Below are 26,642 nucleotides of genomic sequence, written 5' to 3'. Positions count from 1 at the left end.
TTATTAAGTGGTTTATTACTCGATTGGAGTTGGTTCACCATATCTTAAAAAAAATAAAAAAAGCTCCGTCCCTCACGAAAGGGACGAAGCATATGCTCGTGGTTCCACCCTTCTTCCTTCCGACTTATACAAAGTCAGACGAAGCTCAAGGCTAGCTAACGGGCTAGGGTCCGGCGAAAGATTATCCCTTTCGCTGCTCAGTAGGTAGTAAATGCTGTGCTCACACTAGGAAGTTTTCAGCCGATGACTTCCCTCTCTATAAGCCGATACACAAAATTCATGTCCTCATCAATGCATGTGTTATTAAGTATATGAGTCAGTATACGCTCGATTGTCGAAAAATGCAACTATCAATGTTACATCCTGCGATTTTTGCCTTGCATTACAATAGGCACAGTTAAGGCTTTAATTCGCTCCATAATTCGCCCAGCTTTTACAACCTCAATATCACCTTTTTGGGACTGAGCTAAATGATGTTCCAATTCTTCATAATTAAAATTAGAAGTAATAAACGTAGGCAATTGCTCCGCCATACGATAATGGAAAATAGTCCCTAAAATTTCATCTCGTGTCCAAGCAGTCATTGTTTCTGCTCCTAAATCATCTAACATTAAAACAGGTGCTTTTTTTATATAATCAATTTTTTCATTCAATGTATTATCGCCAATGGCATTTTTCATTTCCCGTAAAAATTCTGGCACGAAAACAACAACTGAACGTATTTTTATAGACGCTAGTTCATTGGCCAGTGCACCTAGCACAAAAGACTTCCCTACTCCAAATTTACCGTATAAGTAAAAACCTTTTGATGGCAAATGACCTGATTCTTTTGTCGCTTTTATAAACTGTGCTGCTTTTTGGGCAATCATCACTCGAGACTCATCATCTATACTTAAATCTTGAATAGTTGCTTGCAGCACATCTTTTGGCATATGCATACTTGCAATCATATTCGCGACATCCCGACGCTCTTCCTCCCTGATCTTTTGCTCACAACGTACATAATCCATTTCAACTGTTTTCCGAACTACCCGTAAAGTAGGAAGGAAGCCTTTTAAATAGTTTGTACAATGTTCTGTGTTATCACAACCACAGCATTCCGTGGATTGGCTAATAAATTCATGGAGCTTAGGTAAATTCCGTTCAATATTATCATAGTTTAATTCATCTGCATGACGTGCTAAAAATTCTTGTACTCGTGGATTTTCTAAAATTTCACGTCGCATGGCTTCATAGCGTTCTTGAAACGAGGGTACATTAATTGCTCGTTTTAATGGTCCATTTATAGGTTCGATTGTTGCTCACCTTCTTTACTATTCACTTTTTCCTAGCATTTCTAATATTTTTTGACGTTCTTTTTCAAAATCTATCGTGCTAGAAGTACTTTCCTCTTGTTTCTCATCACGTTTATAAAACCACTCAGGGACTTTTTCTTCTCGTTGATGTCCTGAACGTCCCTTAAAGCGCTGACTCGTTTTAGTGGTCGTTTGTGGCTTGTTTTTCCAAGCGGTATATTTATCGTGTTCTTGACGTGCAAGTTCCATTGCTTCCTTAGCAGTTTGTACATTTTTCCGTACCCAGTGATCTGCAATTGTTTCTACATATTTTTTAGGTAGCTTCATATCCGTCGTTAGCATGACATACTCTAGCAATGCATTGACTACCCCTATTGGCATACCGTGCTGAACGATTAAATTTTCCGCAAGTTGGACAGATGTTTGCAGAGGTTCTTTACCATTATTAATATCACGTAACACTTGAACAGGAGCTGTTGTTTCTAAATAGTGTTGGAGCTCCTGATCCTTCGATTTTTGCCCTGCTTCTACTATAGGTACGGGTTCGTTTACTCGCGCTAGTTTTGGCGGCTCCTTCGACACTGTTAATTTATAAAAATCGGCAGCAGCCTTGCGTAAACGTTCCTGAGAAATCCCTAAATCATCGTCTAAAGCAAGTATGACCACTTTTTGCATATCAAGAGCTGTTAAATGATATAGAAATGCCAACTTCGCTATCGCTTCACGCACTTCTAATGTCAATAAGTTGGACGGTACCAATTGCTCTGATAAACCTGCTTGCAATAATTCAAAGTCAAATAGCTCCAAATAAAAAGGATATACTCTTTGTTGTTTATCCTTTCCATTCGTATCCGCTTGTAAATCTGATGGAATATTAGAATGAACAGGCTTAAAGACATCTATAAATGCACGAGATACATCCTTAAACTCCGTGTCCTTTATAGGTGACATAAAACGCTGACGTAGATTCCGATATGCCTGCTCCCCAATTTTGCTAAATAAGAACATCGACAACAGAGGATCTTTCATAAAGCTATCGGCATCTAGCGGGCGCTGTAACTCATATAAAAAACTACGCTCACCAGCATTTTCTTTTTTCCATGTGCGTAGTAAACCAATTGCTTCCAGTGCAATACGAGCCTCAAACACTTTACCTATAGGTAGCCCTAGTACATTCATTAAATAATAATGCGTCATTTGCTGCTTTGGCATTTGCTCTGCTTCCGCCCATAATGTTAAATAAAGGCTAATTGGCTCCGAGCCCGTTAGCGGTTGATAAAATAATGTGACTAATTGACGCTCCTGTGTAGAAAATGCATGAGGTAGACGAATGTCGAAAGGATCGCCAGGCTGCAATTCCTTATATAAATGAATCAACGTCATTCATCCTCTCTGTTTTCTATGATTTCTTCTCCGTTTGACGTTGAATAATGTCCTTTATTTCCTCGATAAAGACATTAATATCTTTAAATTGACGGTAAACCGATGCAAAACGAACATAGGCTACCTCATCAATTTTAGCTAAGCGATCCATTACCATTTCACCGACATCTTCTGAGCGTACTTCCGAATTTCCAATACGACGCAGATCTTTTTCAATCGACAGGACAAGTGCCTCCAGTACGTCAAGCGCAACTGGACGCTTTTCACAAGCACGAATAAGCCCACGAAGTACCTTCTCACGGCTAAACTCCTCGCGTGAACCTTCTTTTTTCACTACAACTAATGGTGTCTCTTCAATTTTTTCAAACGTTGTAAAACGGAAGCCACATGACTCACATTCACGACGTCTACGAATTTCTTTATTATCATCTACTGGCCTCGAATCCACTACACGCGTTCCGTTAAATTGGCAAGATGGACATCTCATATAATTACTCTCCTGATTTACAACAATTTAATATTTCTATTATAACAAATTTCCTACATGTAAGAAAAGTGCATTCACGTTAGTGAGCTCATGATAAACCTAAAGCACCTAAAGCACAAGGAAAGTTTCCCCAAAAAAAGAGCACATTGAAACCATTTAGATTTCAATGTGCTCTCTATAAAATTATTACGCGTTAACAGTTTCTAAAGCATTGGCTACTTTTTTCACAAGGTCTACAACACGTGCAGAGTAACCCCACTCGTTATCGTACCAAGCAAGTACTTTCACTTTACGGTTGCCCATTACCATTGTAGAAAGTCCATCAACTGTCGATGAGTAAGTCGTTGTGTTGTAATCAACAGATACTAATGGTTCAACAGAGAAGTTTAAAATGCCTTTCATTGGTCCTTCTGTTGCAGCTTTTACGAATGCAGCATTAACAGAATCAACTGTTACTTCAGTATTTAAATCTACTACAAGGTCAACTAAAGATACGTTTGGTGTTGGGACACGAAGTGCCATACCGTGAATTTTACCTTCTAATTCAGGTAAAACTAATTTCAATGCTTTTGCAGCACCTGTAGATGTAGGAATAATTGATTGTGCGCATCCACGTGCACGACGTAAATCCTTATGTGGGTTATCTAAGTTCTTTTGGTCATTTGTATAAGCATGAACTGTTGTCATTAAGCCATTTTCAATACCAAATGTGTCATTCAATACTTTTGCTACTGGCGCTAAACAGTTTGTTGTACAAGAAGCATTCGAAATAACATCATGTTTAGCAATATCAAGTTTATCATCATTTACACCTAAAACAATTGTTACGTCCTCGTTTTTACCAGGTGCCGTTAAGATAACTTTTTTCGCGCCAGCTTCTAAGTGCATTGCTGCTTTTTCGCGTTCATTAAATTTACCAGTCGCTTCAATAACAATATCTACACCCATTTTAGCCCAAGGTAATTTTAACGGATCACGCTCACTAATAATTTGAACACGTTTACCATTTACAACTAAAGCATCGCCTGCTGGTTCTACCGTACCCTCAAATGTTCCGTGATTTGTGTCATACTTAATCAAATGTGCTAACGTTTCTGCTGGATAGCTCGCGTTAATCGCAACGATATTTAAAGCTTGTTGTACGATCGCTTGGCGGAAAACCATACGTCCGATGCGTCCGAAACCATTAATAGCAATTGATACTGTCATTTATAATATCCTCCTGTGAGTACATACTCAGATTAATTAATTATATACTTTACGGTGATTAGTATAACACAATTTTAAAAAAGATGAACATTATATATTGATAATATTAAAGTTCTTATTTTCTGAAAAATCATTCTTTATTATGGCGTTTCTCCATAAAAAAATGCGCAGCAAGATTTACTTACTACGCATCGAAAATGAACAAATTAAATGACATCCCAATAGGTCAGGATTTTTTTTAATTGCTTCTCTGTGTTCTCTATATTCTCATTATTATAAATGACCGCATGTGCACCTTTTTCTTTAACAGACATCGGTAATTGTGAGTGCATACGCGCCAATGCATCCTCTTTTGACAAATTATTGCGTTCCATTAAGCGGCGAAGCTGGACCTCTTCACTTACTGAAACTACAATAATACGCTCCACAAAATGCTGGAGCTTACTCTCAAATAATAATGGAATGTCCATAACAACATGCTCACACCCTGCGTCTAAATAGGCATCACGTTGACGTAACATTTCTTTTCTGATCGCTGGATGAATAATATCATTTAACATTTTTCGTTTGGCAGGCTCATGAAAAATAATATCCCCAAGCAATGTTCGATTTAAATTGCCATCCTCTAGCAAAATAGCTTGTCCGAAACTTTCAGCAATTAATGCTAATGTCTCAGCACCTGGTTCTACGACATCTCGTGCTACAACATCCGCATCAACAATTGGTAATCCCAGTTCGGTCATCATTTTAACTACTGTACTTTTTCCGCTTGCAATACTTCCTGTAAGTCCGATAATCATCGTTAAATCCCCTTTAATGTTGACAATTTGGGCAATAGACCGAGGTACGCCCACCAATTGCCATTTGACTTGTTGCCGTTTCACATGCTGGACATATCTTTTTCCCATACATTCGCAGACGATTCTGCATACTACCAGCTTCCCCATTAATGTTTCGATAATCAGAGATAGTTGAGCCACCCGCTTCAATACTTTGACGAAGGACAGCAACAATCTCCTGAAATAATTCCAGTTTACGTTTTTCACTAATGCGGTTCATTTTGCGTGCTGGGTGAATTTTTTGAGCAAACAATGCCTCCGTTGCATAAATATTGCCACAGCCCGAAATAACTTGCCCATCCATAATTACTTCTTTTACCGCCTTATTTTCATATTTCGGTAATTTGGATTTTGTTATAAAAAAGTCACATGCTTGTTCATCAAATGGCTCTGGTGCCATTTTTGTTAATGGTGCATGATCTTCAATTTTTGTCAGAAAACGAAGTTCACCAAAGCGGCGAATATCCGAATAGATCAAGTAACCCCCATCAGCCATTTTAAATGTTGCATGAATATGCTTTTGGAACTTCGCTTCATTGATTTCTTCTGGTGAATTTACAACAAACCATGCGCCTGTCATTCCTAAATGACTGACAAGGACATATGAAACATCCTCTTTCAACAAATGAAAGAAAATATATTTTGCTCGTCGTTCAATTGTGGTGATCATCATTTGGGACATAGATAATTCAAATGCATCAGGCTCTGCTTGTTTAACGATACATTGCTTGCCCTCACTAAATGAAAAATGGACTCTTTCAGATAGTTGAACCTGTTGAATCGTACGTCCTTCAATCTTTGGCTTCAATGCCTGGACGACACCTTCCACCTCTGGTAATTCAGGCATTTGAATCCCTCCTTATTTGGCTTCATACCATGTAGATCCATGATTAAAATCTACTTTGAGCGGTACTGAAAGCTCTATAGCATTTTCCATTACCTCTGGTACAATTTTTTCTAGCATGGCAATCTCTTCCTTAGGAGCTTCAAAGATCAATTCATCATGCACCTGTAAGAGTAGTTTGGCTTGCATTTTTTCTTTTTTCAGTCGAGCATCCATATCAATCATTGCTTTTTTAATAATATCAGCGGCACTTCCTTGAATTGGCGTATTCATTGCTGTACGCTCTGCAAAGCTTCTTAAATTGAAGTTAGAACTCGTAATATCAGGTAAGTAACGTCGTCTATTTAAAATGGTAGTGACGTAGCCATTAAATTTCGCATTTTGCACAATATCATCCATATACTGTTTAACGCCTGGGAAACTTGCTAAATACTTTTCAATAAACGTTGCTGCCTCCTTACGCGTTATATCTAAGTTTTGTGATAGACCATAATCACTGATACCGTAGACAATCCCAAAGTTAACAGCCTTCGCTGCGCGACGCATATTACTATCTACCTCATCTTCTGATACATGAAATACATCCATAGCTGTACGTGTATGAACATCCATACCTTCACGGAAAGCCTCTACCAAATTTTTATCTTCTGACATATGGGCAAGCACTCGTAATTCAATTTGTGAATAGTCCGCAGAAAACAGAATCCAATCCTCTTTTGACGGTATAAATGCTTGGCGGATTTTTCGACCTTCCTCCAAACGAATAGGAATGTTTTGCAAATTCGGATCCGTGGAGCTTAAACGTCCTGTCGCAGTTAAAGCTTGTTGGAAGCGCGTATGCACCTTACTATCCGCTTCGTGGATTTCCTTAAGTAAGCCTTCAATATACGTGGATTGTAGTTTACCAAGCTGACGATACAACAGAATATGTTCAATAATCGCGTGTTCTGACTGTAATTTTTCCAGTACATCTGCCGCTGTAGAATAGCCAGTTTTTGTCTTTTTTATCACAGGCAACCCAAGTTTATCGAATAAAATAACACCTAATTGTTTGGGTGAATTAATATTAAAAGTTTCTCCAGCCTCTGCATAAATTTCTTGCTCGATCACTACTAGCTTGTCAGTAAGCTCTTGTCCCATTTTCTCTAGCGTAGCACGATTAACCGTGATCCCTTCGCTTTCCATCTCACCTAATATCGCTGCCAGTGGTAGTTCTAAGTTTTTATAAAGATCAAATTGTTCATTTTCCTTTAATAATGCTTCCAACTTTGACTGTAATGTCCACACAGCAAAAGCTTTACGGCTAACATGCTGGGCAAGTTGATCCATGTCAGGTATAGCACGTTTTGCCCCTTTTCCATAGACCGTCTCATTTGCTTGAACATCACGATAACCAAGTTCCTTCGCAAGCGTTGCGACATCATCTCCACTTAACGCTGGATTATTAATATAGGAGGCAAGAAGCAGATCGAAATCAACACCAGCTAATTGAATACCTACACGCTTTAATGCCGCTTGAGCTGCCTTTGAATCAGACATATATTTTATTTTTGTAGCATCTTCTAGCCAACGACGGAGATCATCTGATTTGGCTGCAACTTCAAAAGGAATATATTGTGTTTTTGTTCCATCCGATAACGCAAGCCCAAGTAGCTGACAAGTATGATAGTGCTCATTTTCTAGTTCAACATGTACAGCCATCACATCCTGTAAGTCTGCTGGGCGCACTTCTTGGACAAGGTCATAGTCGAAAGGTGCTTGCTCCTCTTGTTGAACTTCAAAATCACTTTTATCGAGCAGTGATTTAAAGCCAAGTTCCCGCCAAACACTGATTAATTCTTCTTCATTTGGTCCGTTATATGCGAGGTCAGCAAGTGAAACAGTTATTTGGGCATCTGTATAAATCGTTGCCAGCTTCTTACTCATGATGGCCTGCTCTTCATTAGCTACAAGTTTTTCCTTCATTTTAGAAGCTTTCAATGTATCCATCGCCTCATATAGCGCTTCAACGGAGCCATGTTCTTTTAATAATTTTACAGCTGTCTTTTCACCGACACCTGGTACACCAGGAATATTATCTGAAGAATCTCCCATTAAACCTTTCATATCAATAATTTGCAATGGGCTTAAACCATACTTTTCAGCAATAAATGCTGGTGTATTTATCTCTATTTCCGTAATACCTTTTTTCGTAATATAGACTGTTACTTGCTCCGACGCAAGCTGAGTTAAATCACGGTCTCCGGATACAATAATAACATCCATATCCTGCGATGAAGCCTCTTTAGCAAGCGTCCCGATAATATCATCTGCTTCATACAATTCTTGCTCATATTGTTTAATACCATAGGCATCAATAAGCTTTCGTATATAAGGGAATTGCTCTGATAATTCTGGTGGTGTCTTTTGTCGCCCACCCTTATATTCTGTAAAGGTTTCATGGCGGAATGTTGTTTTTCCAGCATCAAAAGCAACCAATATTTTTGTTGGCTGTTCTTCCTCTAATATTCTTTGTAGCATTGTTGTAAAGCCGTACACAGCATTAGTATGAATGCCACTATCATTCGTTAACAATGGCAACGCAAAAAACGCGCGATATGCTAAACTATTACCGTCCAATAATAGTAATTTTTCTTTGGTCATGATTTTATCCTCCTGCGTTGTCTTCTATTACCTCTACTTTATCATAACAATACAATTCAAGTAAAAAAAGCAGGCGGTTATTCACTACTTTGGAGTTGCTATCCGTCGCATTTGACAAGCTATCCATCACATTCGGGGTTTTATCCGTCACTTTTAACAAGCTATCCATCACATTCAGGGTTTTATCCGTCACTTCATCATCTCGATCCATAGCAAAAAGCCAACCGCACAGGGCGAATAAAATAAAGGCAATATTGGCGAATGTTAATAATTTACGTATTAACACCGCACCTGACGTTTTGCATTTGGTACAAAAAACAAAAAAACTTTCATTCAGAGAGAAAGTTCCTTTGAATGAAAGCTCATTGATTCATGTTATGAATTTGATGTGCGATGAAAAATTTCTTCATAAACTACTGTTAATACAAATGCATTCATAAAGGCAAACACTAAAAATAAAGGCATTCCTCCCAATTGTGGCTGTGTTAGCTCTTTATTAAATACCATCACTGTGCTAATTTGTGCTAAAAAGAAAATAAAGCCAATACCAACTTGCCAAATAGGACGCTTGGTCTTACGTTTTTCGTACCAAAACAATTTTTTAAACAGATTTCTAACATCATCTGCAATAAAGATGCTAACTAAAAAGATACATACAAAAAATACTGGTATATGATAAACACTCTTCGTCACCCATGAAAAATCAGATATGCCGAAGAAAAGTGTCAATAACGATGCTATACTACAAGCTATCCCTAAATTTTGGAGCCATGTGCTAATTTGTAATTTCACAGCTATTACCCCCAACTATTCATTTTAAACATTATCATTCTATCAAATTATAGTAGATGGGGGAATATAAAATTATAAATTTCTATTATTTTCATAATATAATAATACGAAATAACGGATAGTTATAATTTTATAACAACAAAAAAGTCGTCTCTTTCACTAGAGAGACGACTTTAATTAACAGTTTATCTTATATAACCAGACAAGATGTTAGCATATGGTGAGGTCGATGGCAAAACAATGACTGTATCTTCTCCAACCGTTTTCTTATACGATTCTAGTGTGCGATATAAGGAATAAAATTCAGGATCTTGAGAGAAAGAATTATTGTAAATTTTTGCGGCTTCTGCTTCTCCTTCAGCTTGTATGATTGCCGCTTCCTTATTGGCTGTAGCTAGCATTTCTTGTACTTGTTGGTCCGTTTTGGCTTCAATACGACGTTTCTCAGCATCTCCCTCAGAAAGATACTTTTGTGCAATGGATTCACGATCTGAAATCATATTTGTAAAAACAGACTGTTCATTTTCAGTTGGTAAATCAATGCGACGAATACGTACATCTACTACTTCAATGCCATATTTATCGTTTGATAGTAGTTCATTAACACGTTCAGTTACTTCGTCATTTATGCTGCCTCTTGAAGAATCCTCATCATTAATAATCTCTGTATAGTTAATTCGCCCAAGTTCCGAGCGGATAACTGAATAAATGAACTCTTCCATTCGTGATTCAACTTTTTCAATCGTACCAGCATTAGAAATTAATAACTTAGGATCCGTAATACGCCATACAGCATAATTATCAATAATAATACGTTTCTTATCCTTTGTATTAATCTCTTCTTCTGAAATTTCATATGTCATTTGGTTTTTTGGTAACTTTGTGACACTTTGGATAAATGGAATTTTCATATTTAAACCTGGTTCACGCTCAAATTTGACAACCTCTCCAAACTGTCGAACAACTGCGTATTCTGATTCCTTCACTATATAAATATTTGTTAATATAATGATTGCTAGGGCAAATACGGCTGTTAATGTGACAGCTAAAGAGATGTATTTCTTGGGATTTTTAGGGCCTTTCTTCGACATTTCCACTACATTCTCCCCTGAGTTACCTTCAGAGGAAGCGGTTTTTTTACTTTTACCTGATAAAAAATTGAGGAATTTGTCAAGATCATTATTTTTTTGATCCATTAGTTACCGCCCCCTTCTTTTTTCTCTGTTTGTGGCTGCTGAGGCTGTAATGATTGTAATGGTAAGTACTTCATCGTACTGCCATCATCATTCATAATATAAATTTGCGCTTTTGGTAAAACATTTTCAAGCGTCTCTAAAATTAAACGCTCTCGTGTAATTTGTTGATTGCCTTTATATTGCTCATACAGTTTATTAAAGACTGCTACATCACCTTGAGCTTGCTCGATACGGGCTGTTTTCGCACCTTTTGCTTTCGACAAAATCGCATCACGCTCACCATTAGCTTCATTAGTGCGTTGATTTTCATATTTTTCAGCTTCATTTATTTTTGTATTTTTCATTTCACGTGCATCTGTTACAGCCGTAAATGCTGCACGCACATCTTTATTTGGCAATTCTACATCTTGCAATTTTACACCTAATACACTGATTCCAATATCATACTTTTCAATTAGAGAAACTAATAATTCACGTGTTTTTCCTTCGATTTCAGCTTTACCTTCTGTTAACGCTGCGTCAATAGAAGAACTTCCGATAATAGATCGAATGGCACTCGAAGTAGCGCTATGTAAAATTCCTTCTGGATCTTGTGAGCTAAATAGGAATTTATTAGGTTCTGTAATTTTCCATTGAACAACAAGGTCTGTTAAAACAATGTTTTCATCACCTGTAATCATTTTTGTTTCGGCATCGTACGCTTCTAATTCACCTGATTTATTTTGCTTATAGCCAAATTGTAAGCTAAATGTTTCTTTTGATAAAATTTCAACTGATTGGACTGGCCAAGGTAATTTAAAATGTAGTCCTGGATTTGTTACTGTATCATCGGCACGACCAAATGTAATCACAACAGCTTGTTCTGATTCATCCACTGTGTACCATGATGTAAAAACTGTAATAAGTGCAATAATACCTAAAATTCCAAGTCCAACCATCATTAGTGTCTTTTTCACACTCATGTCTGTTCCTCCCTTTTGCTTATTACTATTGTTTACGGAGTCCTTTATAAAAAGTTTCAAAATATTTTCATATAATTTATGATGTTTCGCTTTCATGCAGTAATGCGCAAAGATTTTTCCGAGCTGACTACCTAAAACCTCCCTCATTGTGACAACGGTTAACTGACCTGCGTAGTGCAGCCCTCTCTCCACTAACTGGTCACACCGTCATTGCCACAGTAAGTCGCGATTTTTAACAGCACTCCCTTCTACAACATGCGTTTGTCACTCGCTGTATCAAGATAAAAAAATCCCGTTACCTTTTAAGGTAACAGGATATTGATAACTAGATGTTCAAATACTGGGAAAATAGTAGTGGATAATACAATGCTTATTAAAGCGGCAACGATCATCGCTAGACTAGCAAAGGTACCTTCCAACTCACCGAATTCAAATGCTTTAGAAGTACCTGTTCCATGTGCACCCATGCCAAGCATTAGCCCCCTAGAGGAAGGTCTATGGAAACGGCATACTTTAATAACGATTGGTGCTAGTAGACTCCCTAATATCCCTGTTGTCATAACGAAAACAGCTGTAAGGGTAGGAGAACCTCCAATCATATTTGAAATGTCCATCGCAATAGGTGTCGTTACTGAACGTGGTACCAAACTATGCACAAGCTCATCATTTAGCCCTACGATTAAAGCCATAATAAATGATGACACAATAGCAACCGCTGAACCAACCGCAATACTTACGAAAATCTCGAATGCGTGTTTTTTTAATAGGTTGACATTTTTATAAATAGGAACCGCAAATGCAACTGTTGCTGGTCCTAGTAAATTTGTTAAGACATTTGCTCCTGTATTATAGGATTTATAAGGTATGCCTGTTAGGAGTAAAATAACGATAATCACGAAAGGCGTAATCAGCATAGGTGTTAGCCATTCTTTTTTATATTTTTTATAAAACATTTTACAAATATAAAAAATAGCAATTGTTCCAAGTAAGCTTGCTATAGCTATGAATAGGCTCATACTGTATCACCTTTCTTTCGTTGCTCTAGCCATTGCGCCGTATAGCCCGTTACTAACATCACGACAATCGCACTTACAACAATGACAAGCACAACTTTCATTCCTTGCACACCGAATAATGCATGATAATCAACAACACCGATGGCAGAGGGAATAAAGAATAGTAAGAGTTCACTTAGTAATAGGGCTGCTCCTAACTCAATCCATTCAAGCTTAATAATATGAAGCTGTAAAAGTAAAAATAATAGGACAAGTCCTATTATGCTACCTGGAATCGGCAAGTGAAGTAAGCGTGCAATAGTATTTCCGATAAATAATAGGATATAAAGATAGCCGATTTGCACGATACTTTTGACGATTTTCATGGTCATCCTTCTCTCATTTTTTCTCTGCTTCAACAGTCAGAAAAACATGATCGACTTGAAAAGAAGGTTGATTTACTGACTGTAAAAGCTATCGTTTAACGAAAAATCTACAATAGATTGATAGTAAACTTTTATGCTACTATACTTTACACCTATTTACCTTCTCTGTAAAACAGAAAAGAATCTACTATCTAAAAATGAGACAGTAGATTCTTTCTATGGCGAAAATAAAGCAGTTATTAAAAAATCTTCTAACATATAAGATTTTTTATGGTTATCGTCTTAACAATCATATAGGGGGTTTCTACTAACAAGTATAGTACCCAAATATGAATGGAACATTTTGTTCATGTAAAGGATTTGTTAATTTTTCGGAATCATGACAATCATTTTAGTCCCAATTCCAACTTCACTTTCTACTTGAATACGACCATGATGGGCCTCTACAAGATGCTTAACAATCGCTAGCCCTAAGCCTGTCCCGCCAGAATTGCGACTTCTTGCTCGATCCACACGATAAAAACGCTCAAAAACTCGGGCGATTTCATGCTTTTCTATACCAATTCCTTGGTCCTCTATTTCAATAATGCCATGTGTTTCATTTTCCTTTAACCGAATGGAAACGGTCGTGTTTTCAGGAGAATATGTAATAGCATTGGTGATTAAATTCGTAACGATTTGAATAACACGATTGGCATCTCCCATAACCTGAACATCCCGATCGATATCTACTTGAAAACTCATATTTTTCTCATCTAATCGCGGCGCTGTTAGCTCTGCCCCACGAATCAGCACATCCTGTAAGCCCATTGGCATGATGTTGACAGTAAAGCCATGCTGCTCAATCTTAGACAGCTCTAACAAGTCTTGAATAAGCATTTGAAGACGATTACTCTCTTTATAAATAATCTCTAAAAAGGAAATCAGCATTTTTTCGTCTTTATAGGCCCCGTCCAGTAAAGTTTCTGAAAAACCTTTAATAGATGTGATAGGTGTTCGTAATTCGTGCGATACATTAGCTACAAAGTCTTTACGAATTTGCTCTAAACGTACAAGTTCCGTAATATCATGCATAACGATGACAACACCTAGCCATCTTCCATGATCTCCAATTACCGGCGCCCCATACACTTCTTTATTATAGAGCTCTTGTTGTACTTCCATTTTAATTTGTTGTCGATAAGGCATCTCTGTTAAAAATACATGATCGATAAATTGCTCCAATGATTTCGGTAAGCCAATTGTACGAAAAACCTTTCCTTGTACATTATCAAGTTGCATCCCGAAGCGCTCTAAAAATACCCGATTCACAATGGAAATATTCCCTTCGCGACCAATCATCATGAGAGAGCTTCCCATATTTTCAATTAATGTTTTTAGTCTTTCTTCCTCTACTTCACGTATAGTCGTAATATCCTGTAAATTACGTGCCAAAATGTTAATGGAATGACTGAGTGGTATCATCCGTTCATGTTCATTTTCTTGGGCACGAGCACGATAGTTCCCTTTTGCAAGCTCAAGTGCCGTTTCTGTCACGTTATCAATCGGTTCAGTAAAATTACGAATCATATAACGACTGATAATCGCGATTAAAAACACTGTGATTGTGAAAAGGATAGCTAGCACTATATAGAGCCTGGCACGCACATACATCAACAAGGAATCCTCTCGTTCCATACTTTGTGCCTCATACAATGCCTCTTGATCTTCCTTAGATAATTCAATCTTGCGTTCATCGATTACTTGATCCATTGACGTTTGTATTTGCGTGTTTGCTTGTTCATTGTATTGCTTGATATAAACAGGAAAAAGCTGACCTATAACAATCATTAGGACAGCTAGTATCGCTCCAAGTAAAAGCATGAATGTCAAGAATAAGCGATTGCTCATTGATTTCATGTCGTTTTCGGCTCCTCAAATTTATAACCAAGACCTCTGATTGTTTTAATAAACATCGGCTTACGGCTATTTTCCTCGATTTTATCGCGAAGGTGACTAATGTGTACATCCACAATTCGAGTATCGCCAGCAAAATCATATTTCCATACAGCACTTAATAGCTGATCACGTGTTAATACACGATTTTTATTTTCAAGTAAGTAGATCAGTAGCTCAAATTCTTTCGGTGTAAATTCGAGTGCCTCATCTTGTAAAAAGACTTCAAAACGTTCTGGGAACACACGCAATTGTCCAAACTCATACATTTTCTCTTGAGGCTCATCTTTATCATCTGCCACAACATTTTGCGTAAAGCGTCTTAACACAGCTTTGACACGCGCTAACACTTCACGTGGGCTAAAGGGCTTTGTCATATAATCATCTGCTCCTAGCTCAAGACCAAGAACTTTATCAAATTCATCATCTTTTGCAGTTAACATAATGATTGGCGTATTCATACGTTGCTGACGTATTTGTTTACATACTTCCATACCATCTAGTTTCGGAAGCATCAAATCTAAAAGAATTAAATTTGGCTGTAAGTCGATTGTTTTTTCAAGCCCTTCTTGACCATCAGCAGCAGTTTCAACTACATAGCCTGCCTGTTCTAAATTATATTTCAATAATGTTGCAATCGAAAATTCATCTTCAATAACTAAAATTGTTTTTGTCATATATAATGCCTCCGTTAGTGATTTGAAACCCCCATTTCAAACCTCAAGACGTCTATAGTGCAAGTGGTGGAGTCACCAGTAAAACACCTTCAATTACAAGCTCTTTTTGCTCATTAAATGAGTGTACAGACACAGTAACCGTATTGTCGTATTTATTGACTGCTGTTACCTCTAATAGCGTATCAAACAATTCATAATGATAGAGAGGTCCTAAATATTTTAAATGTTGCTCAATAATTCGTGCACCTGGCCCAGGAATATATTTTGACACAGCTGATGTAATAATGCCATTTAACATAATTGTCGGCACAATTGGTTTTTGAAAAGGTGTCATAGCCGCATAATCATGTTGAATATAAAGCGGATTACTATCGTTTGTAAGCCCTAAATACAGCAATAGATCCCTATCTTCAATTTTTTCAGTTATATGGATCTTCTCGCCAACTGTAATTTCATCGATTGTGAGACCAAGTTTACCGTTTTTTTGAAGCAAAGATACGCCAACCCCTTTTCTATCATACTACATTCATAGTATCAATTTTATGCTAAAAGTACAACGAAAAGCAGAAGAACCTTATGCTGCCAAACACTTGAACATAAAAAAAACGAGTAGGAACGATTCCTACTCATTTTTTATCTTACAGCGTTCATTTCTACTCGTAAACTCGAAAAAATCTAGACGCTTTGCTTATCTGCGCGAAAGCAAAGCGTCAGCGACAATTTTGGTTTACACTAAAATTTTCATCACATTACGAACTGCATCTGCCGATTGGTCTAAAGCTGCTTTTTCTTTGTCCGTTAACTCCAGTTCAAAGATTTTTTCAATGCCATTTGCACCAAGTAATGTAGGAACACCTAAGTATAAATCATGATAGCCATATTCACCCTCTAAATAAGCGATAGATGGCAAAATACGTTTCTGATCTTTTATAATAGCTTCTGCCATTTCAATCAGTGCCGCAGCTGGCGCATAATAGGCAGAACCGTTACCAAGTAAATTGACGATTTCAGCTCCACCATTACGTGTACGATCAACAATCTCTTCTAAACGTTCAGCAGAAATTAACGTTTCTAAAGGAATTCCACCTGCGAAAGAATAACGTGTTAATGGTACCATTGTGTCACCATGACCACCTAATACAAAACCAGTGATGTCTTTCACTGAAATAGTAAGTTCTTCTGCCACAAATGCACAGAAACGAGCTGTATCAAGAACACCCGATTGACCGATGACACGGTTTTTAGGGAAACCTGTTTCTTTAAATACAGTGTAAGTCATGGCATCAACTGGATTTGTCAGTACAAGGATTGTAGCATTTGGTGAATGCATAGCAATCTCTTTTGAAACAGTTTTCATGACACCTTGATTGATTTGAACTAGATCATCACGACTCATTCCTGGTTTACGTGCCACTCCAGCAGTAATGATGACTACGTCAGAATCAGCCGTATCTGCATAATTAGAAGTACCTTGTACATAAGAATCAAAACCTTGTATTGGTGCTGCTTCCCACATATCTAGAGCCTTTCCCTTTGTTGGGTTTTCAGCTTGCGGGATATCCACTAATACGACGTCACCAAGTTCTTTCTGAGCTGCTAAAAATGCTGCAGTAGCACCTGTAAACCCGCCACCGATTACTGAGATTTTTTTACGTTTCAGAGACATTTGAATACGCTCCTTTAGCATTAGGTTATATATTTTAAAAGAGGGAGGAGACATACATCTCACTCCCTCGATTAAACAAGTTTATCGTAAATATTTAATTAAAATTTACTTTCACCCTAATTATATCGGCAGAATAAAGCATCCGCTTTAGTGATAATTCCTATTTTAGAATAGGAAATTATAGGTTTTTGATTAACTCATTAGCGAATTCTGAACATTTCACTTCTGTAGCGCCGTCCATTAAACGAGCGAAGTCATAAGTTACAACTTTAGAAGAAATTGTATTCTCAACAGATTTAGTGATCATGTCAGCAGCCTCTTGCCATCCTAAGTGTTCAAGCATTAATACACCTGAAAGTAATACTGAAGATGGGTTTACTTTATCTAAACCAGCATATTTCGGAGCTGTACCGTGAGTAGCTTCGAAGATCGCGTGTCCAGTTACATAGTTAATGTTAGCACCTGGAGCGATACCGATACCACCAACTTGTGCAGCTAGTGCATCAGAAATATAGTCACCATTTAAGTTCATTGTAGCTACTACATCAAACTCAGTTGGACGAGTTAAGATTTGTTGTAAGAAGATATCAGCGATTGAATCTTTTACTAAGATTTTACCAGCTGCTAAAGCGTCAGCTTGTGCTTTGTTTGCTGCTTCTTCACCTTGGTCAGCTTTGATAGCATCGTATTGGTTCCAAGTGAAAGTTTGATCAGCAAATTCTTTTTCAGCTAATTCATAACCCCATTTTTTGAATCCACCTTCAGTGAATTTCATGATGTTACCTTTATGAACTAAAGTAACAGATGGGCGTTTATGTTTGATTGCATATTCGATAGCAGAACGTACTAAACGCTCAGTACCTTCTTTAGATACAGGTTTTACACCGATACCAGATGTTTCTGGGAAACGGATTTTGTTTACACCAAATTCAGATTGTAGGAAGTTGATGATTTTTTGAGCTTGTTCTGAGCCAGATTCGAATTCAATACCAGCATAGATGTCTTCTGTGTTTTCGCGGAAGATAACCATGTCAACGTCTTCTGGGCGTTTAACTGGAGAAGGCACTCCATCAAAGTGACGTACTGGACGTAAGCATACATATAAGTCAAGTTGTTGACGTAATGCTACGTTTAGAGAGCGGATACCACCACCGATTGGCGTAGTAAGAGGACCTTTGATTGCAATTAAGTATTCGTTAATTTTGTCTAAAGTTTCTTGTGGTAACCATTCACCAGTTTGGTTAAATGCTTTTTCACCAGCTAAAACTTCTAACCATTCAATTTTCTTTTCACCGTTATAAGCTTTTTCTACAGCAGCGTCGATTACGCGTGATGCTGCAGCCCAGATATCTGGACCAATTCCATCACCTTCGATGAAAGGAATTACTGGATTATTTGGTACATTAAGTACGCCATTTTCAACTACAATTTTGTTTGACATTCTGTTGCCTCCTAAATTCATAATCATAGGACTGTGTTAATGCTAACACAGTCCCAAACATTCTAGCATATTTTCCAAATTAGCGCTCGCTGATTGGAATATATTTTTGCATGCCTGGTCCAACATACTCAGCACGTGGACGGATTAGGCGGTTGTTTGCATATTGCTCAAGGATGTGTGCCACCCAACCTGAAGTACGAGATACTGCAAAAATTGGTGTGAACAGGTCATGATCAATACCTAAAGAATCATACACTGACGCAGAGAAGAAATCTACGTTTGCAGGTAATTTCTTTTGTTCTACGATCATGTCATGGATTTTAACTGACATTTCATAAAGCTCTGGTTTACCAGTTAGTTCAGTTAATTTTTTAGACATTACACGTAAATGTGGTGCACGAGGGTCGCCTTTACGATATACGCGGTGACCGAAGCCCATAATTTTTTCTTTGTTGTCTAATTTATTTTGAATGTAAGATTCAACATTATCAAGTGAGCCGATTTCAGATAACATTTTCATAACTTGCTCATTTGCTCCACCATGAAGTGGTCCTTTTAATGCACCAATCGCTGCAGTTACACCAGAATAAACGTCTGATAATGTAGCTACACATACACGTGCAGTAAATGTAGATGCATTTAATTCATGGTCAGCGTGTAACACTAATGCTTTGTCAAATGCTTCAATTTCAATAGCTGCTGGCTCTTCGCCTTTTAGCATGTATAAGAAGTTTGCAGCATATCCTAGTTCTGGTTTCGGTGCAATTGGCTCTAAACCTTTACGCACACGTGAGAATGCAGTTACTACTGTAGCAATTTTAGCTTGTAGACGAATTGCTTTGCGGTAGTTTGCTTCTGGATCCATAACATCCGCTTCTTCATCGAATACACCAAGTAAAGATACTGCAGTACGCAATGCAGCCATTGGATGTACAGTTGAAAGTGGGTATGTTTTGAATTGGTCGATAACTGCCTGCGGAATTGACATGTTGTCTGCCAATTGTTGTTTTAATTCAGCTAGCTCGTCCTCTTTTGGTAAACGAGTATGCCATAACAAGTAAATTACCTCTTCGAATGACGCATTTTCTGCTAAATCATCAATGTTGTAACCAACATATGTAAGTGTGTCATCGATAATTGAACTGATTTTAGATTCCGCTGCTACGATACCTTCTAAACCTTTAGTTGCTGACATAAATTATCGCTCCCTCATATTTATATTTTGTTGCAAATGCGTTTTTTTTATGTTGCATTTACGGATTTTGCTCATATGAACCATTAAGTAAATCGCTTACATTGCTATTATAATCATTTTTGACAGCTTTGTGAATGAAAATCCTCCAAATAAAGAAAAAGACGTCCGAACGACTATAAAATTGTCCTAAAGAGATTTTTTTGTATATTTTGACATTAATTTATCAATTGGTTTGGGGTGAATTTGTAAAAATGAGGAATTTAAAGTACTTTTCATACGAAAGAACTACAAGTGTTTTGTTTTTTATTTTTTATTTAGTCATACTTTGGTTTGTATTACCTGTTTCACTTGCAATTTTTTTATCATTTTCAACGTATCCTATAATACATTTTTTACATAAATATTGTAGGATCGCCTATTGGATCGCAGCAATTATTGTGGAAGTATTCATATTAACCTGTATTTTTCTGCTTGTAGTCATATCCATTAACAGTATTATTGTCATCTTTCCAGAAATTCGAGATACACTACAAAATTTCCCTCTTTTTAGTGAATATGAATCCATGTTTGTACAAGTGTTAAAAGAAAAGTCGCTGTCCATTTTTGATTCTATCATCGTATACACAGCAGATCTGTTCCAATTATTGATGAAGCATGTAATTGAGGTATTTATCTTTTTGGTTGCTTATTATTTTGCTCTATTAGAAACACGTAAATCACGATATTGGTTCTTTCAATATGTGCCAAAGAAATATCGCCATGAGTGGCAATCACATTTTGCTAAAATCATGCAACTATTTCATTATTTCTTATTTGTGGAATTTCAATTATTTACGATTACCTTACTCATCCTCTGTGCAGGGTTTATGATCCTCCAGTTTGAACAAGCTATCATTAAAGCATTTATCGTTGCATTTGCAGATGTGCTACCATTTTTCGGAATCGGCGTTTTTCTTGTACCAATGAGCATTTATTTTTATTTCAACGGTAATACCTTTTTATGTGTTGCCATTTTACTGCTGTATTTATTTGTACAATTAACGAGGCAGCTAGCCGATTCAATGCTTTGGTCCAACACGCTTCAACTGCGTACATTCCATACATTTTTCATCAGCGCTGCCTCTATTCTATTGTTTGGCTTTTATGGAATCTTACTTAGCCCTATCTTTTTATTTTTAGCAGTGAAGCTAAAGGAAAACTCTATCTTTGAACGATAATAAATTGACCTTTTTTCATTTTTTTACGCATCCAGTAATAGACAACGGGTTGGAACATTTTTCGTGAAAATGGCATGAGTAGTAGTAAACCAACAAGATCTGTTAAAAATCCTGGTAATGCTAAAAGTATACCACCACTAAAAGTTAATAATGTGTCAACCAAGGCCTCTCCTGGTGCCTCTCCACGTGACATTGTATGTTTTACATTTTGAACAGAATTCATACCTTTATTCTTCATTACATAAATGCCAATAACACTCGTTGCAATAATGAGCAATAATGTACTTAAAACACCAATATATTGTCCAATGACTATTAATAACGCCAATTCGGCTAATGCGTAGACAACGAAACCAAGAAAAATTTTTCGCATATTTTTCCCCTTTCTACTTGAAAAGCTCTACCTTTTATACGTTATTATAGCCCATTAAGTTTCATAAAAAAATGAATACACCTATTCAAAGAGCAAGCAAGCCATCGTTATTAATAGAAAAAAGAAGTTTCCATAAAAGGTAAGAAAGTAGAGTGTGTACAACCTTTATTAAAAAGCTCTAGTACAACAAACCGCACTAGAGCTTTTTGTTAATAGTTAAAGAACACTTGCATGCCCTTTGTAAATAACACCTGTTTCTGCATCCATTGTGATCTCTTGACCATGACGTATTAATGTTGTTGCTTCTTTTACGCCAACGATTACTGGAATACCAAGACTTAGTCCAACAACTGCTGCATGACTAGTTAGACCACCTTCTTCAGTAATTAAACCAATACAATTTTCTAATGCAGGCATCATATCGCGGTCTGACCCAACTGTTACGAGGATACAACCTTCAGTATCGTAGGCAAGTGCCTCAGCAGCATTTTTGGCAATGACTGTTTTACCTACAACAGAGGCTTTTCCAATCCCTTGGCCACGAGCTAGTAAATCTCCGATAATGTGTACCTTCATTAAGTTTGTTGTACCAGCCTCACCTACTGGCACACCTGCTGTAATAACAACAGCATCTCCATGTGTAACGAAACCATACTTCAAGCTTTCATCAACAGCTAGTTCTAAAATTTCATCTGTTGTTGTCACTCGTTGACAAACAATTGGGTACACACCCCATACTAATGTTAATGTATGTGCTGTATTTGTAGAGCCTGTCACTGCAACAATCGGCACTCCTGGTCGATATTTTGCAATCATTCTTGCTGTATTACCACTTTCAGTTGGAGCTAATACTGCTTTTACACCTAAATTGATGGATGTATAAGCTACTGCTTGAGAAATAGCCTCTGTCATATTTGCTTCTTTTTCACGACTGCGTGCAGAAATAATTGATCTATAATCTAATGAATTCTCAGTACGTTGTGCGATTTTATTCATCGTTTGTACCGATTCCACTGGATAAAGACCCGCAGCAGTTTCACCTGATAACATGATGGCATCTGTTCCATCAATAATTGCGTTTGCTACATCACTTGCTTCTGCACGTGTAGGACGTGGGTTACGTTGCATAGAATCTAACATTTGTGTTGCGGTAATAACCGGTTTGCCTACTTGATTACATTTTAAAATTAATTTCTTTTGTACAAGTGGTACTTCCTCGGCTGGAATTTCCACACCAAGGTCTCCACGAGCAACCATTAACCCATCAGACACTAGGATGATTTCGTCGATATTATCGACACCTTCTTGGTTTTCGATTTTCGGGATAATTTGAATATGACCACCGTCATTTTGTTCAAGTAATTCGCGAATTTCAAGAACATCTTTTGCACGACGAACAAATGAAGCAGCAATAAAATCAACGCCTTGTTCAATACCAAATAAAATATCTTGTGCGTCTTTTTCTGTAATACCTGGAAGCTGTACAGAAACCCCTGGTACGTTTACACCTTTTTTATTTTTTAGGACACCAGTATTTTCAACAATCGTATGAATTAACCCTTTTTCCATATCTGTTGCTAAGACACGTAATTGAATAAGACCATCATCAAGTAAAATAATTGAGTTTTGTTCAACATCTTCAATTAAACGCTCATAAGTGACAGAAAAGCTTGTCTCAGTACCTTCTACTTCTGTCATTGAAATATCAATCACTTGGCCTGCTGTTAAGTGAAGCTCGCCATTTTTCATGTTATGTGTACGAATTTCTGGACCTTTTGTGTCAAGTAAAATTCCTACTGGTTTATTTAATTTTTGTGCAACTTCACGAATTAAATTAATACGTCCCGCATGTTCTTCATGAGATCCGTGTGAAAAATTCAAGCGGGCTACATTCATACCTGCTTCAATTAATTTTTCTAAAGTTTCTGGTGACTCACTTGCAGGTCCAATTGTACATACGATTTTTGTTTTTCTCATTTTTGCCCACTCCGTTTTATAACAAATTATATTGATAGTTCTTTCATTAGTGTATAAAGGCTTACATCTGCCTCATGATTTTTTTCAAAAGCCTCAGGCATATCATAATCAATGACTTGATGATTGCGAATGCCTACTGCTCGGCCAGCATTGCCTTCCATTAGTAATTCAACTGCATGTGCGCCAAATTGACTTGCCAATACTCGATCGCGAGCTGTTGGTGAACCACCGCGCTGAATATGACCTAACACTGAAACACGTGTTTCTTTCCCTGTTTTTTCCTTTATTAGCTTTGCCAGCTCATTTCCAGACATGACACCTTCTGCAACAATAATAATACTGTGTTTTTTACCACGTGCTGCCCCACGATCTAAGCGTGCGACAATATCATCTAAATTATAATTTTCTTCTGGAATTAAGACAGTTTCAGCACCAGCAGCAAGACCTGCCCATAAGGCGATATCACCTGCATCGCGCCCCATAACCTCAACAATAAAAGAATTTTCATGGGATGTAGCTGTATCTCGGATTTTATCAATGGATTCTACAACTGTATTGAGAGCAGTATCAAAGCCAATCGTATATTCCGTTCCTGGAATATCATTGTCGATTGTTCCTGGTACACCTACAACAGGGAAACCTTTTTTCACTAAATCCATAGCACCTCGATAAGACCCGTCACCACCAATGACAACAAGTCCTTCAATTCCAGCAGCTCGTAAATTTTCAATACCCCGTTGCTGGACAGCATCTTCTTTAAATTCTGGACATCTTGCGGAATTTAAATGCGTACCACCTCGCTGAATAATACCACCAACTGCTCCTAAATCAAGATCTTCCATATAACCTTTTACTAAGCCTTCATAACCATGCTTAATTCCGACAACATCAATTCCATGAAATGCTGCCTTACGAACGACTGCTCGAATAGCTGCGTTCATTCCAGGCGCATCTCCACCACTAGTTAATACAGCAATTTTTTTCATTGTCGAAAACCTCCTGCAGTTACTATTATTATTCACATTAACATGAAAAAACAAACTATGTAAGGGTTCTGAGGATACAAAAACATAACTTTTACATAAAAAATGAAAAGAATGCGCTTTCACACACTCTTTCCACCCAAAAACATCCTAAATCTAACAATTTTTCAAGAAGTCTGGCGTTAAAATGGCGCTACTATCTTCTTTTATTTTTATAGCTTTTTAATATGTTAAGATACAAATTTTGTCTCTTTACGAGCAATTTTTTATACTTTAATTTTTCATTCACAATCCAGTGAGAACATTTATTTGATACGGACAAACAAGTTTACGCTTCTGTATATTGTCCTATTCTTTTAAATTTTTCATAACGATCTTCAATTAATTGTTCTCCATTTAGAGAATTTAATGCATGAAGTGTAGTACTGATGCATTCTTTAATAGAAAGAGCTTGTTTCGCTACATTCCGATGCGCACCACCGATAATTTCAGGGATAATGCCATCAATTACACCAAGCTCTTTTAAATCTGGTGCTGTTATACGCATTGCCTCAGCCGCTTGCTTAGCAAGGCTACCATCACGCCATAAAATGGATGCTGCTCCTTCTGGAGAAATAACGGAATATGTTGAGTTCTCTAGCATAAAGACACGGTTTGCTACGCCTAATGCTAGTGCACCACCACTTCCACCTTCACCAATTACGATACTAATAACGGGTACAGTTAAGCCTGCCATTTCAACAAGATTTCTAGCAATCGCTTCACTTTGTCCTCGTTCTTCAGCAGCCTTACCTGGGTAAGCACCTTTTGTATCGATAAAACAAATGATTGGTCGTTTAAATTTCTCAGCTTGCTTCATCAAACGTAAGGCTTTTCGATAGCCCTCAGGATGAGGCATACCAAAATTACGACGTATATTTTCTTTTGTGGACTTACCACGTTGGTGTCCAATAATAGTTACTGGCTGCCCTTCAAAAATGGCAATTCCACCAAGAATCGCTGCGTCATCACCAAACGTACGGTCTCCATGCAATTCAATAAAATTTTCACACATTGCTTCAATATATTGTAAAGTTGTAGGTCTTTCTGGATGTCTTGCAACTTGCACACGGTCCCAAGGCTTCATATTGGCATAAATCGATTGCTCTAACTGCGATAAACGTGTTTCAAGCTTCTCGATTTCACCGGACATATCTACATCTGCTTCTGCAGCAATTGTTTTCAATTCATCAATTTTTTCTCGTAGTTGTACGACTGGTTCTTCAAATGCTAAAGTTTTAGACATGTTGCACGCCGCCTTTCGTATGCATTTTTACAAGTAGTGAAACTTGTTTACGTAAATCCTTGCGATGGAAGATTGCATCAAGTTGACCATGCTCTAATAAAAACTCTGCTGTTTGGAAATCGCTTGGCAGTTTTTCTCTTACTGTTTCTTCAATAACACGACGACCAGCAAAGCCAATTAATGCTTGTGGTTCTGCAATATTTATATCACCAACTGAGGCAAAACTTGCTGAAACTCCACCCGTTGTTGGATGCGTTAAAATTGAGATGAATAATAAACCTTGATCACTGTGGCGTTTTAAAGCCACACTCGTTTTTGCCATTTGCATTAATGACAGTACACCCTCTTGCATTCGTGCGCCACCACTAGCAGTAAAGATGATAAATGGTACACCTAGTTCTGTCGCTTTTTCCACTGCACGTGTGATTTTTTCACCCACAACTGAGCCCATTGAGCCCATGCGGAAGTGAGAATCCATAATCGCTACAACAATCTCTACTCCATCTATAGTACCGACACCTGTTAGTACAGCCTCATTCAAACCTGTCTTTTCTTGGTCAGCTGAAATTTTTTCCACATACGCTGGGAAATTTAGGGGATTACCTGTTTGTAAATGATCATCCATTGATTCGAATGAGCCTTCATCTAAGAAATATTCTACACGTTCTTGAGCAGTCATTTTGAAATGGTGATTACATTTTGTACAAACTTTATGATTTTTTTCTAATTCCTTTGTAAGTTGAATGTGACGACATTCAGGACATTTTGTCATTAATCCTTCTGGAAACGCCTTTTCTTGTCCGTCCTCTTTCTTTTTTCGATTACCACTAAATAAGCTGCGTATTGCCATGTTCGACTCCCC

The 26,642-nt window shown here is 37.4% G+C and carries 25 protein-coding genes; 1 reads left to right on the top strand and 24 read right to left on the bottom strand.

The window, feature by feature from the left end; genetic code table 11:
* Positions 1-356: 356 nt before the first annotated feature.
* The 19 genes from dnaI to citZ all read right to left on the bottom strand — a co-directional run bounded on the left by dnaI (position 357) and on the right by citZ (position 19,945).
* Complete coding sequence (gene dnaI, locus GJU32_RS15120) at positions 357-1,286, bottom strand: primosomal protein DnaI (protein ID WP_274381822.1); 930 nt, start codon at positions 1,284-1,286, stop codon at positions 357-359.
* A gap of 27 nt (positions 1,287-1,313) precedes the next feature.
* Positions 1,314-2,678, bottom strand: coding sequence for a replication initiation and membrane attachment family protein (locus GJU32_RS15115; RefSeq protein ID WP_230875058.1), 1,365 nt, complete (start codon positions 2,676-2,678; stop codon positions 1,314-1,316).
* 16 nt (positions 2,679-2,694) lie between these two features.
* Positions 2,695-3,165: a transcriptional regulator NrdR gene (gene nrdR / locus GJU32_RS15110; RefSeq protein ID WP_155592791.1), complete on the bottom strand. Its 471-nt coding sequence runs from the start codon at positions 3,163-3,165 to the stop codon at positions 2,695-2,697.
* 186 nt (positions 3,166-3,351) lie between these two features.
* The gene (locus GJU32_RS15105) at positions 3,352-4,374 is read right to left on the bottom strand and encodes a glyceraldehyde-3-phosphate dehydrogenase (RefSeq protein ID WP_155592790.1); all 1,023 of its coding nucleotides are present in this window, start codon (positions 4,372-4,374) and stop codon (positions 3,352-3,354) included.
* Positions 4,375-4,580: 206 nt separating this feature from the next.
* Positions 4,581-5,174, bottom strand: coding sequence for a dephospho-CoA kinase (gene coaE, locus GJU32_RS15100; RefSeq protein ID WP_155592789.1), 594 nt, complete (start codon positions 5,172-5,174; stop codon positions 4,581-4,583).
* Positions 5,175-5,187: 13 nt separating this feature from the next.
* The gene (gene mutM / locus GJU32_RS15095) at positions 5,188-6,060 is read right to left on the bottom strand and encodes a bifunctional DNA-formamidopyrimidine glycosylase/DNA-(apurinic or apyrimidinic site) lyase (protein ID WP_155592788.1); all 873 of its coding nucleotides are present in this window, start codon (positions 6,058-6,060) and stop codon (positions 5,188-5,190) included.
* A 12-nt stretch (positions 6,061-6,072) separates the two neighbouring features.
* On the bottom strand, positions 6,073-8,700 hold the full coding sequence (polA, locus tag GJU32_RS15090) for a DNA polymerase I (RefSeq protein WP_155592787.1): 2,628 nt from the start codon (positions 8,698-8,700) through the stop codon (positions 6,073-6,075).
* Positions 8,701-8,704: 4 nt separating this feature from the next.
* Positions 8,705-8,986 (bottom strand): hypothetical protein, encoded by a 282-nt coding sequence (locus tag GJU32_RS15085; RefSeq protein WP_155592786.1) that lies wholly within the window; start codon positions 8,984-8,986, stop codon positions 8,705-8,707.
* 89 nt (positions 8,987-9,075) lie between these two features.
* Positions 9,076-9,492 (bottom strand): DNA polymerase I, encoded by a 417-nt coding sequence (locus GJU32_RS15080; RefSeq protein WP_155592785.1) that lies wholly within the window; start codon positions 9,490-9,492, stop codon positions 9,076-9,078.
* Positions 9,493-9,677: 185 nt separating this feature from the next.
* Positions 9,678-10,688: a protease modulator HflC gene (hflC, locus tag GJU32_RS15075; RefSeq protein ID WP_155592784.1), complete on the bottom strand. Its 1,011-nt coding sequence runs from the start codon at positions 10,686-10,688 to the stop codon at positions 9,678-9,680.
* On the bottom strand, positions 10,688-11,650 hold the full coding sequence (gene hflK, locus GJU32_RS15070; protein WP_155592783.1) for an FtsH protease activity modulator HflK: 963 nt from the start codon (positions 11,648-11,650) through the stop codon (positions 10,688-10,690). Before hflK ends, hflC begins: the two co-directional genes overlap by 1 nt.
* A gap of 302 nt (positions 11,651-11,952) precedes the next feature.
* Positions 11,953-12,666 (bottom strand): LrgB family protein, encoded by a 714-nt coding sequence (locus tag GJU32_RS15065; protein ID WP_155592782.1) that lies wholly within the window; start codon positions 12,664-12,666, stop codon positions 11,953-11,955.
* A complete protein-coding gene (locus GJU32_RS15060) occupies positions 12,663-13,031 on the bottom strand; it encodes a CidA/LrgA family holin-like protein (RefSeq protein WP_155592781.1) in 369 nt (122 codons plus the stop codon). The genes GJU32_RS15065 and GJU32_RS15060 overlap by 4 nt, the downstream gene beginning before the upstream one ends.
* A gap of 363 nt (positions 13,032-13,394) precedes the next feature.
* Positions 13,395-14,930, bottom strand: coding sequence for a two-component system histidine kinase PnpS (pnpS, locus tag GJU32_RS15055; protein WP_155592780.1), 1,536 nt, complete (start codon positions 14,928-14,930; stop codon positions 13,395-13,397).
* The gene (locus tag GJU32_RS15050; protein ID WP_155592779.1) at positions 14,927-15,643 is read right to left on the bottom strand and encodes a response regulator transcription factor; all 717 of its coding nucleotides are present in this window, start codon (positions 15,641-15,643) and stop codon (positions 14,927-14,929) included. The genes pnpS and GJU32_RS15050 overlap by 4 nt, the downstream gene beginning before the upstream one ends.
* A 52-nt stretch (positions 15,644-15,695) precedes the next feature.
* On the bottom strand, positions 15,696-16,136 hold the full coding sequence (locus GJU32_RS15045) for a MaoC/PaaZ C-terminal domain-containing protein (protein WP_155592778.1): 441 nt from the start codon (positions 16,134-16,136) through the stop codon (positions 15,696-15,698).
* Positions 16,137-16,370: 234 nt separating this feature from the next.
* Complete coding sequence (gene mdh, locus GJU32_RS15040; RefSeq protein ID WP_155592777.1) at positions 16,371-17,309, bottom strand: malate dehydrogenase; 939 nt, start codon at positions 17,307-17,309, stop codon at positions 16,371-16,373.
* 178 nt (positions 17,310-17,487) lie between these two features.
* Entirely contained in the window at positions 17,488-18,750 is a 1,263-nt protein-coding gene (icd, locus tag GJU32_RS15035) for an NADP-dependent isocitrate dehydrogenase (RefSeq protein WP_155592776.1), read from the bottom strand.
* Between the two features lie 79 nt (positions 18,751-18,829).
* Positions 18,830-19,945: a citrate synthase gene (gene citZ, locus GJU32_RS15030; RefSeq protein WP_155592775.1), complete on the bottom strand. Its 1,116-nt coding sequence runs from the start codon at positions 19,943-19,945 to the stop codon at positions 18,830-18,832.
* A gap of 251 nt (positions 19,946-20,196) precedes the next feature.
* Between citZ and GJU32_RS15025 the strand changes: the two genes are divergently transcribed.
* A complete protein-coding gene (locus GJU32_RS15025) occupies positions 20,197-21,162 on the top strand; it encodes an AI-2E family transporter (protein ID WP_196426712.1) in 966 nt (321 codons plus the stop codon).
* On the opposite strand, the gene GJU32_RS15020 is transcribed toward GJU32_RS15025, so the two are convergent.
* From GJU32_RS15020 to accD, 5 genes are all read right to left on the bottom strand, one after another.
* The gene (locus GJU32_RS15020) at positions 21,146-21,535 is read right to left on the bottom strand and encodes an FxsA family protein (protein WP_155592773.1); all 390 of its coding nucleotides are present in this window, start codon (positions 21,533-21,535) and stop codon (positions 21,146-21,148) included. The two genes, GJU32_RS15025 and GJU32_RS15020, sit on opposite strands and share 17 nt — an antisense overlap.
* A 216-nt stretch (positions 21,536-21,751) precedes the next feature.
* A complete protein-coding gene (gene pyk / locus GJU32_RS15015) occupies positions 21,752-23,512 on the bottom strand; it encodes a pyruvate kinase (RefSeq protein WP_155592772.1) in 1,761 nt (586 codons plus the stop codon).
* A gap of 26 nt (positions 23,513-23,538) precedes the next feature.
* Complete coding sequence (gene pfkA, locus GJU32_RS15010; protein WP_155592771.1) at positions 23,539-24,498, bottom strand: 6-phosphofructokinase; 960 nt, start codon at positions 24,496-24,498, stop codon at positions 23,539-23,541.
* Between the two features lie 325 nt (positions 24,499-24,823).
* The gene (locus GJU32_RS15005) at positions 24,824-25,780 is read right to left on the bottom strand and encodes an acetyl-CoA carboxylase carboxyltransferase subunit alpha (RefSeq protein WP_155592770.1); all 957 of its coding nucleotides are present in this window, start codon (positions 25,778-25,780) and stop codon (positions 24,824-24,826) included.
* The gene (accD, locus tag GJU32_RS15000; RefSeq protein WP_155592769.1) at positions 25,773-26,630 is read right to left on the bottom strand and encodes an acetyl-CoA carboxylase, carboxyltransferase subunit beta; all 858 of its coding nucleotides are present in this window, start codon (positions 26,628-26,630) and stop codon (positions 25,773-25,775) included. The genes GJU32_RS15005 and accD overlap by 8 nt, the downstream gene beginning before the upstream one ends.
* Positions 26,631-26,642: the final 12 nt, after the last annotated feature.

This window comes from Lysinibacillus cavernae (assembly GCF_009724685.1).
Lineage (GTDB): Bacteria > Bacillota > Bacilli > Bacillales_A > Planococcaceae > Lysinibacillus > Lysinibacillus cavernae.
This window is presented reverse-complemented; position numbering and strand designations above follow the sequence as displayed.

Coding starts and splice junctions, on each gene's coding strand:
- coaE (WP_155592789.1), bottom strand. CDS start 5,174: ATGATTATCGGACTTACAGGAAGTATTGCAAGCGGAAAAAGTACAGTA.
- pyk (WP_155592772.1), bottom strand. CDS start 23,512: ATGAGAAAAACAAAAATCGTATGTACAATTGGACCTGCAAGTGAGTCA.
- GJU32_RS15050 (WP_155592779.1), bottom strand. CDS start 15,643: ATGACAAAAACAATTTTAGTTATTGAAGATGAATTTTCGATTGCAACA.
- mdh (WP_155592777.1), bottom strand. CDS start 17,309: ATGTCTCTGAAACGTAAAAAAATCTCAGTAATCGGTGGCGGGTTTACA.
- citZ (WP_155592775.1), bottom strand. CDS start 19,945: ATGTCAGCAACTAAAGGTTTAGAAGGTATCGTAGCAGCGGAATCTAAA.
- pnpS (WP_155592780.1), bottom strand. CDS start 14,930: ATGAAATCAATGAGCAATCGCTTATTCTTGACATTCATGCTTTTACTT.
- GJU32_RS15020 (WP_155592773.1), bottom strand. CDS start 21,535: ATGCGAAAAATTTTTCTTGGTTTCGTTGTCTACGCATTAGCCGAATTG.
- accD (WP_155592769.1), bottom strand. CDS start 26,630: ATGGCAATACGCAGCTTATTTAGTGGTAATCGAAAAAAGAAAGAGGAC.
- icd (WP_155592776.1), bottom strand. CDS start 18,750: ATGTCAAACAAAATTGTAGTTGAAAATGGCGTACTTAATGTACCAAAT.
- polA (WP_155592787.1), bottom strand. CDS start 8,700: ATGACCAAAGAAAAATTACTATTATTGGACGGTAATAGTTTAGCATAT.
- hflK (WP_155592783.1), bottom strand. CDS start 11,650: ATGAGTGTGAAAAAGACACTAATGATGGTTGGACTTGGAATTTTAGGT.
- GJU32_RS15115 (WP_230875058.1), bottom strand. CDS start 2,678: ATGACGTTGATTCATTTATATAAGGAATTGCAGCCTGGCGATCCTTTC.
- GJU32_RS15025 (WP_196426712.1), top strand. CDS start 20,197: ATGAGGAATTTAAAGTACTTTTCATACGAAAGAACTACAAGTGTTTTG.
- pfkA (WP_155592771.1), bottom strand. CDS start 24,498: ATGAAAAAAATTGCTGTATTAACTAGTGGTGGAGATGCGCCTGGAATG.
- GJU32_RS15005 (WP_155592770.1), bottom strand. CDS start 25,780: ATGTCTAAAACTTTAGCATTTGAAGAACCAGTCGTACAACTACGAGAA.
- hflC (WP_155592784.1), bottom strand. CDS start 10,688: ATGGATCAAAAAAATAATGATCTTGACAAATTCCTCAATTTTTTATCA.
- GJU32_RS15060 (WP_155592781.1), bottom strand. CDS start 13,031: ATGAAAATCGTCAAAAGTATCGTGCAAATCGGCTATCTTTATATCCTA.
- nrdR (WP_155592791.1), bottom strand. CDS start 3,165: ATGAGATGTCCATCTTGCCAATTTAACGGAACGCGTGTAGTGGATTCG.
- GJU32_RS15065 (WP_155592782.1), bottom strand. CDS start 12,666: ATGAGCCTATTCATAGCTATAGCAAGCTTACTTGGAACAATTGCTATT.
- GJU32_RS15105 (WP_155592790.1), bottom strand. CDS start 4,374: ATGACAGTATCAATTGCTATTAATGGTTTCGGACGCATCGGACGTATG.
- mutM (WP_155592788.1), bottom strand. CDS start 6,060: ATGCCTGAATTACCAGAGGTGGAAGGTGTCGTCCAGGCATTGAAGCCA.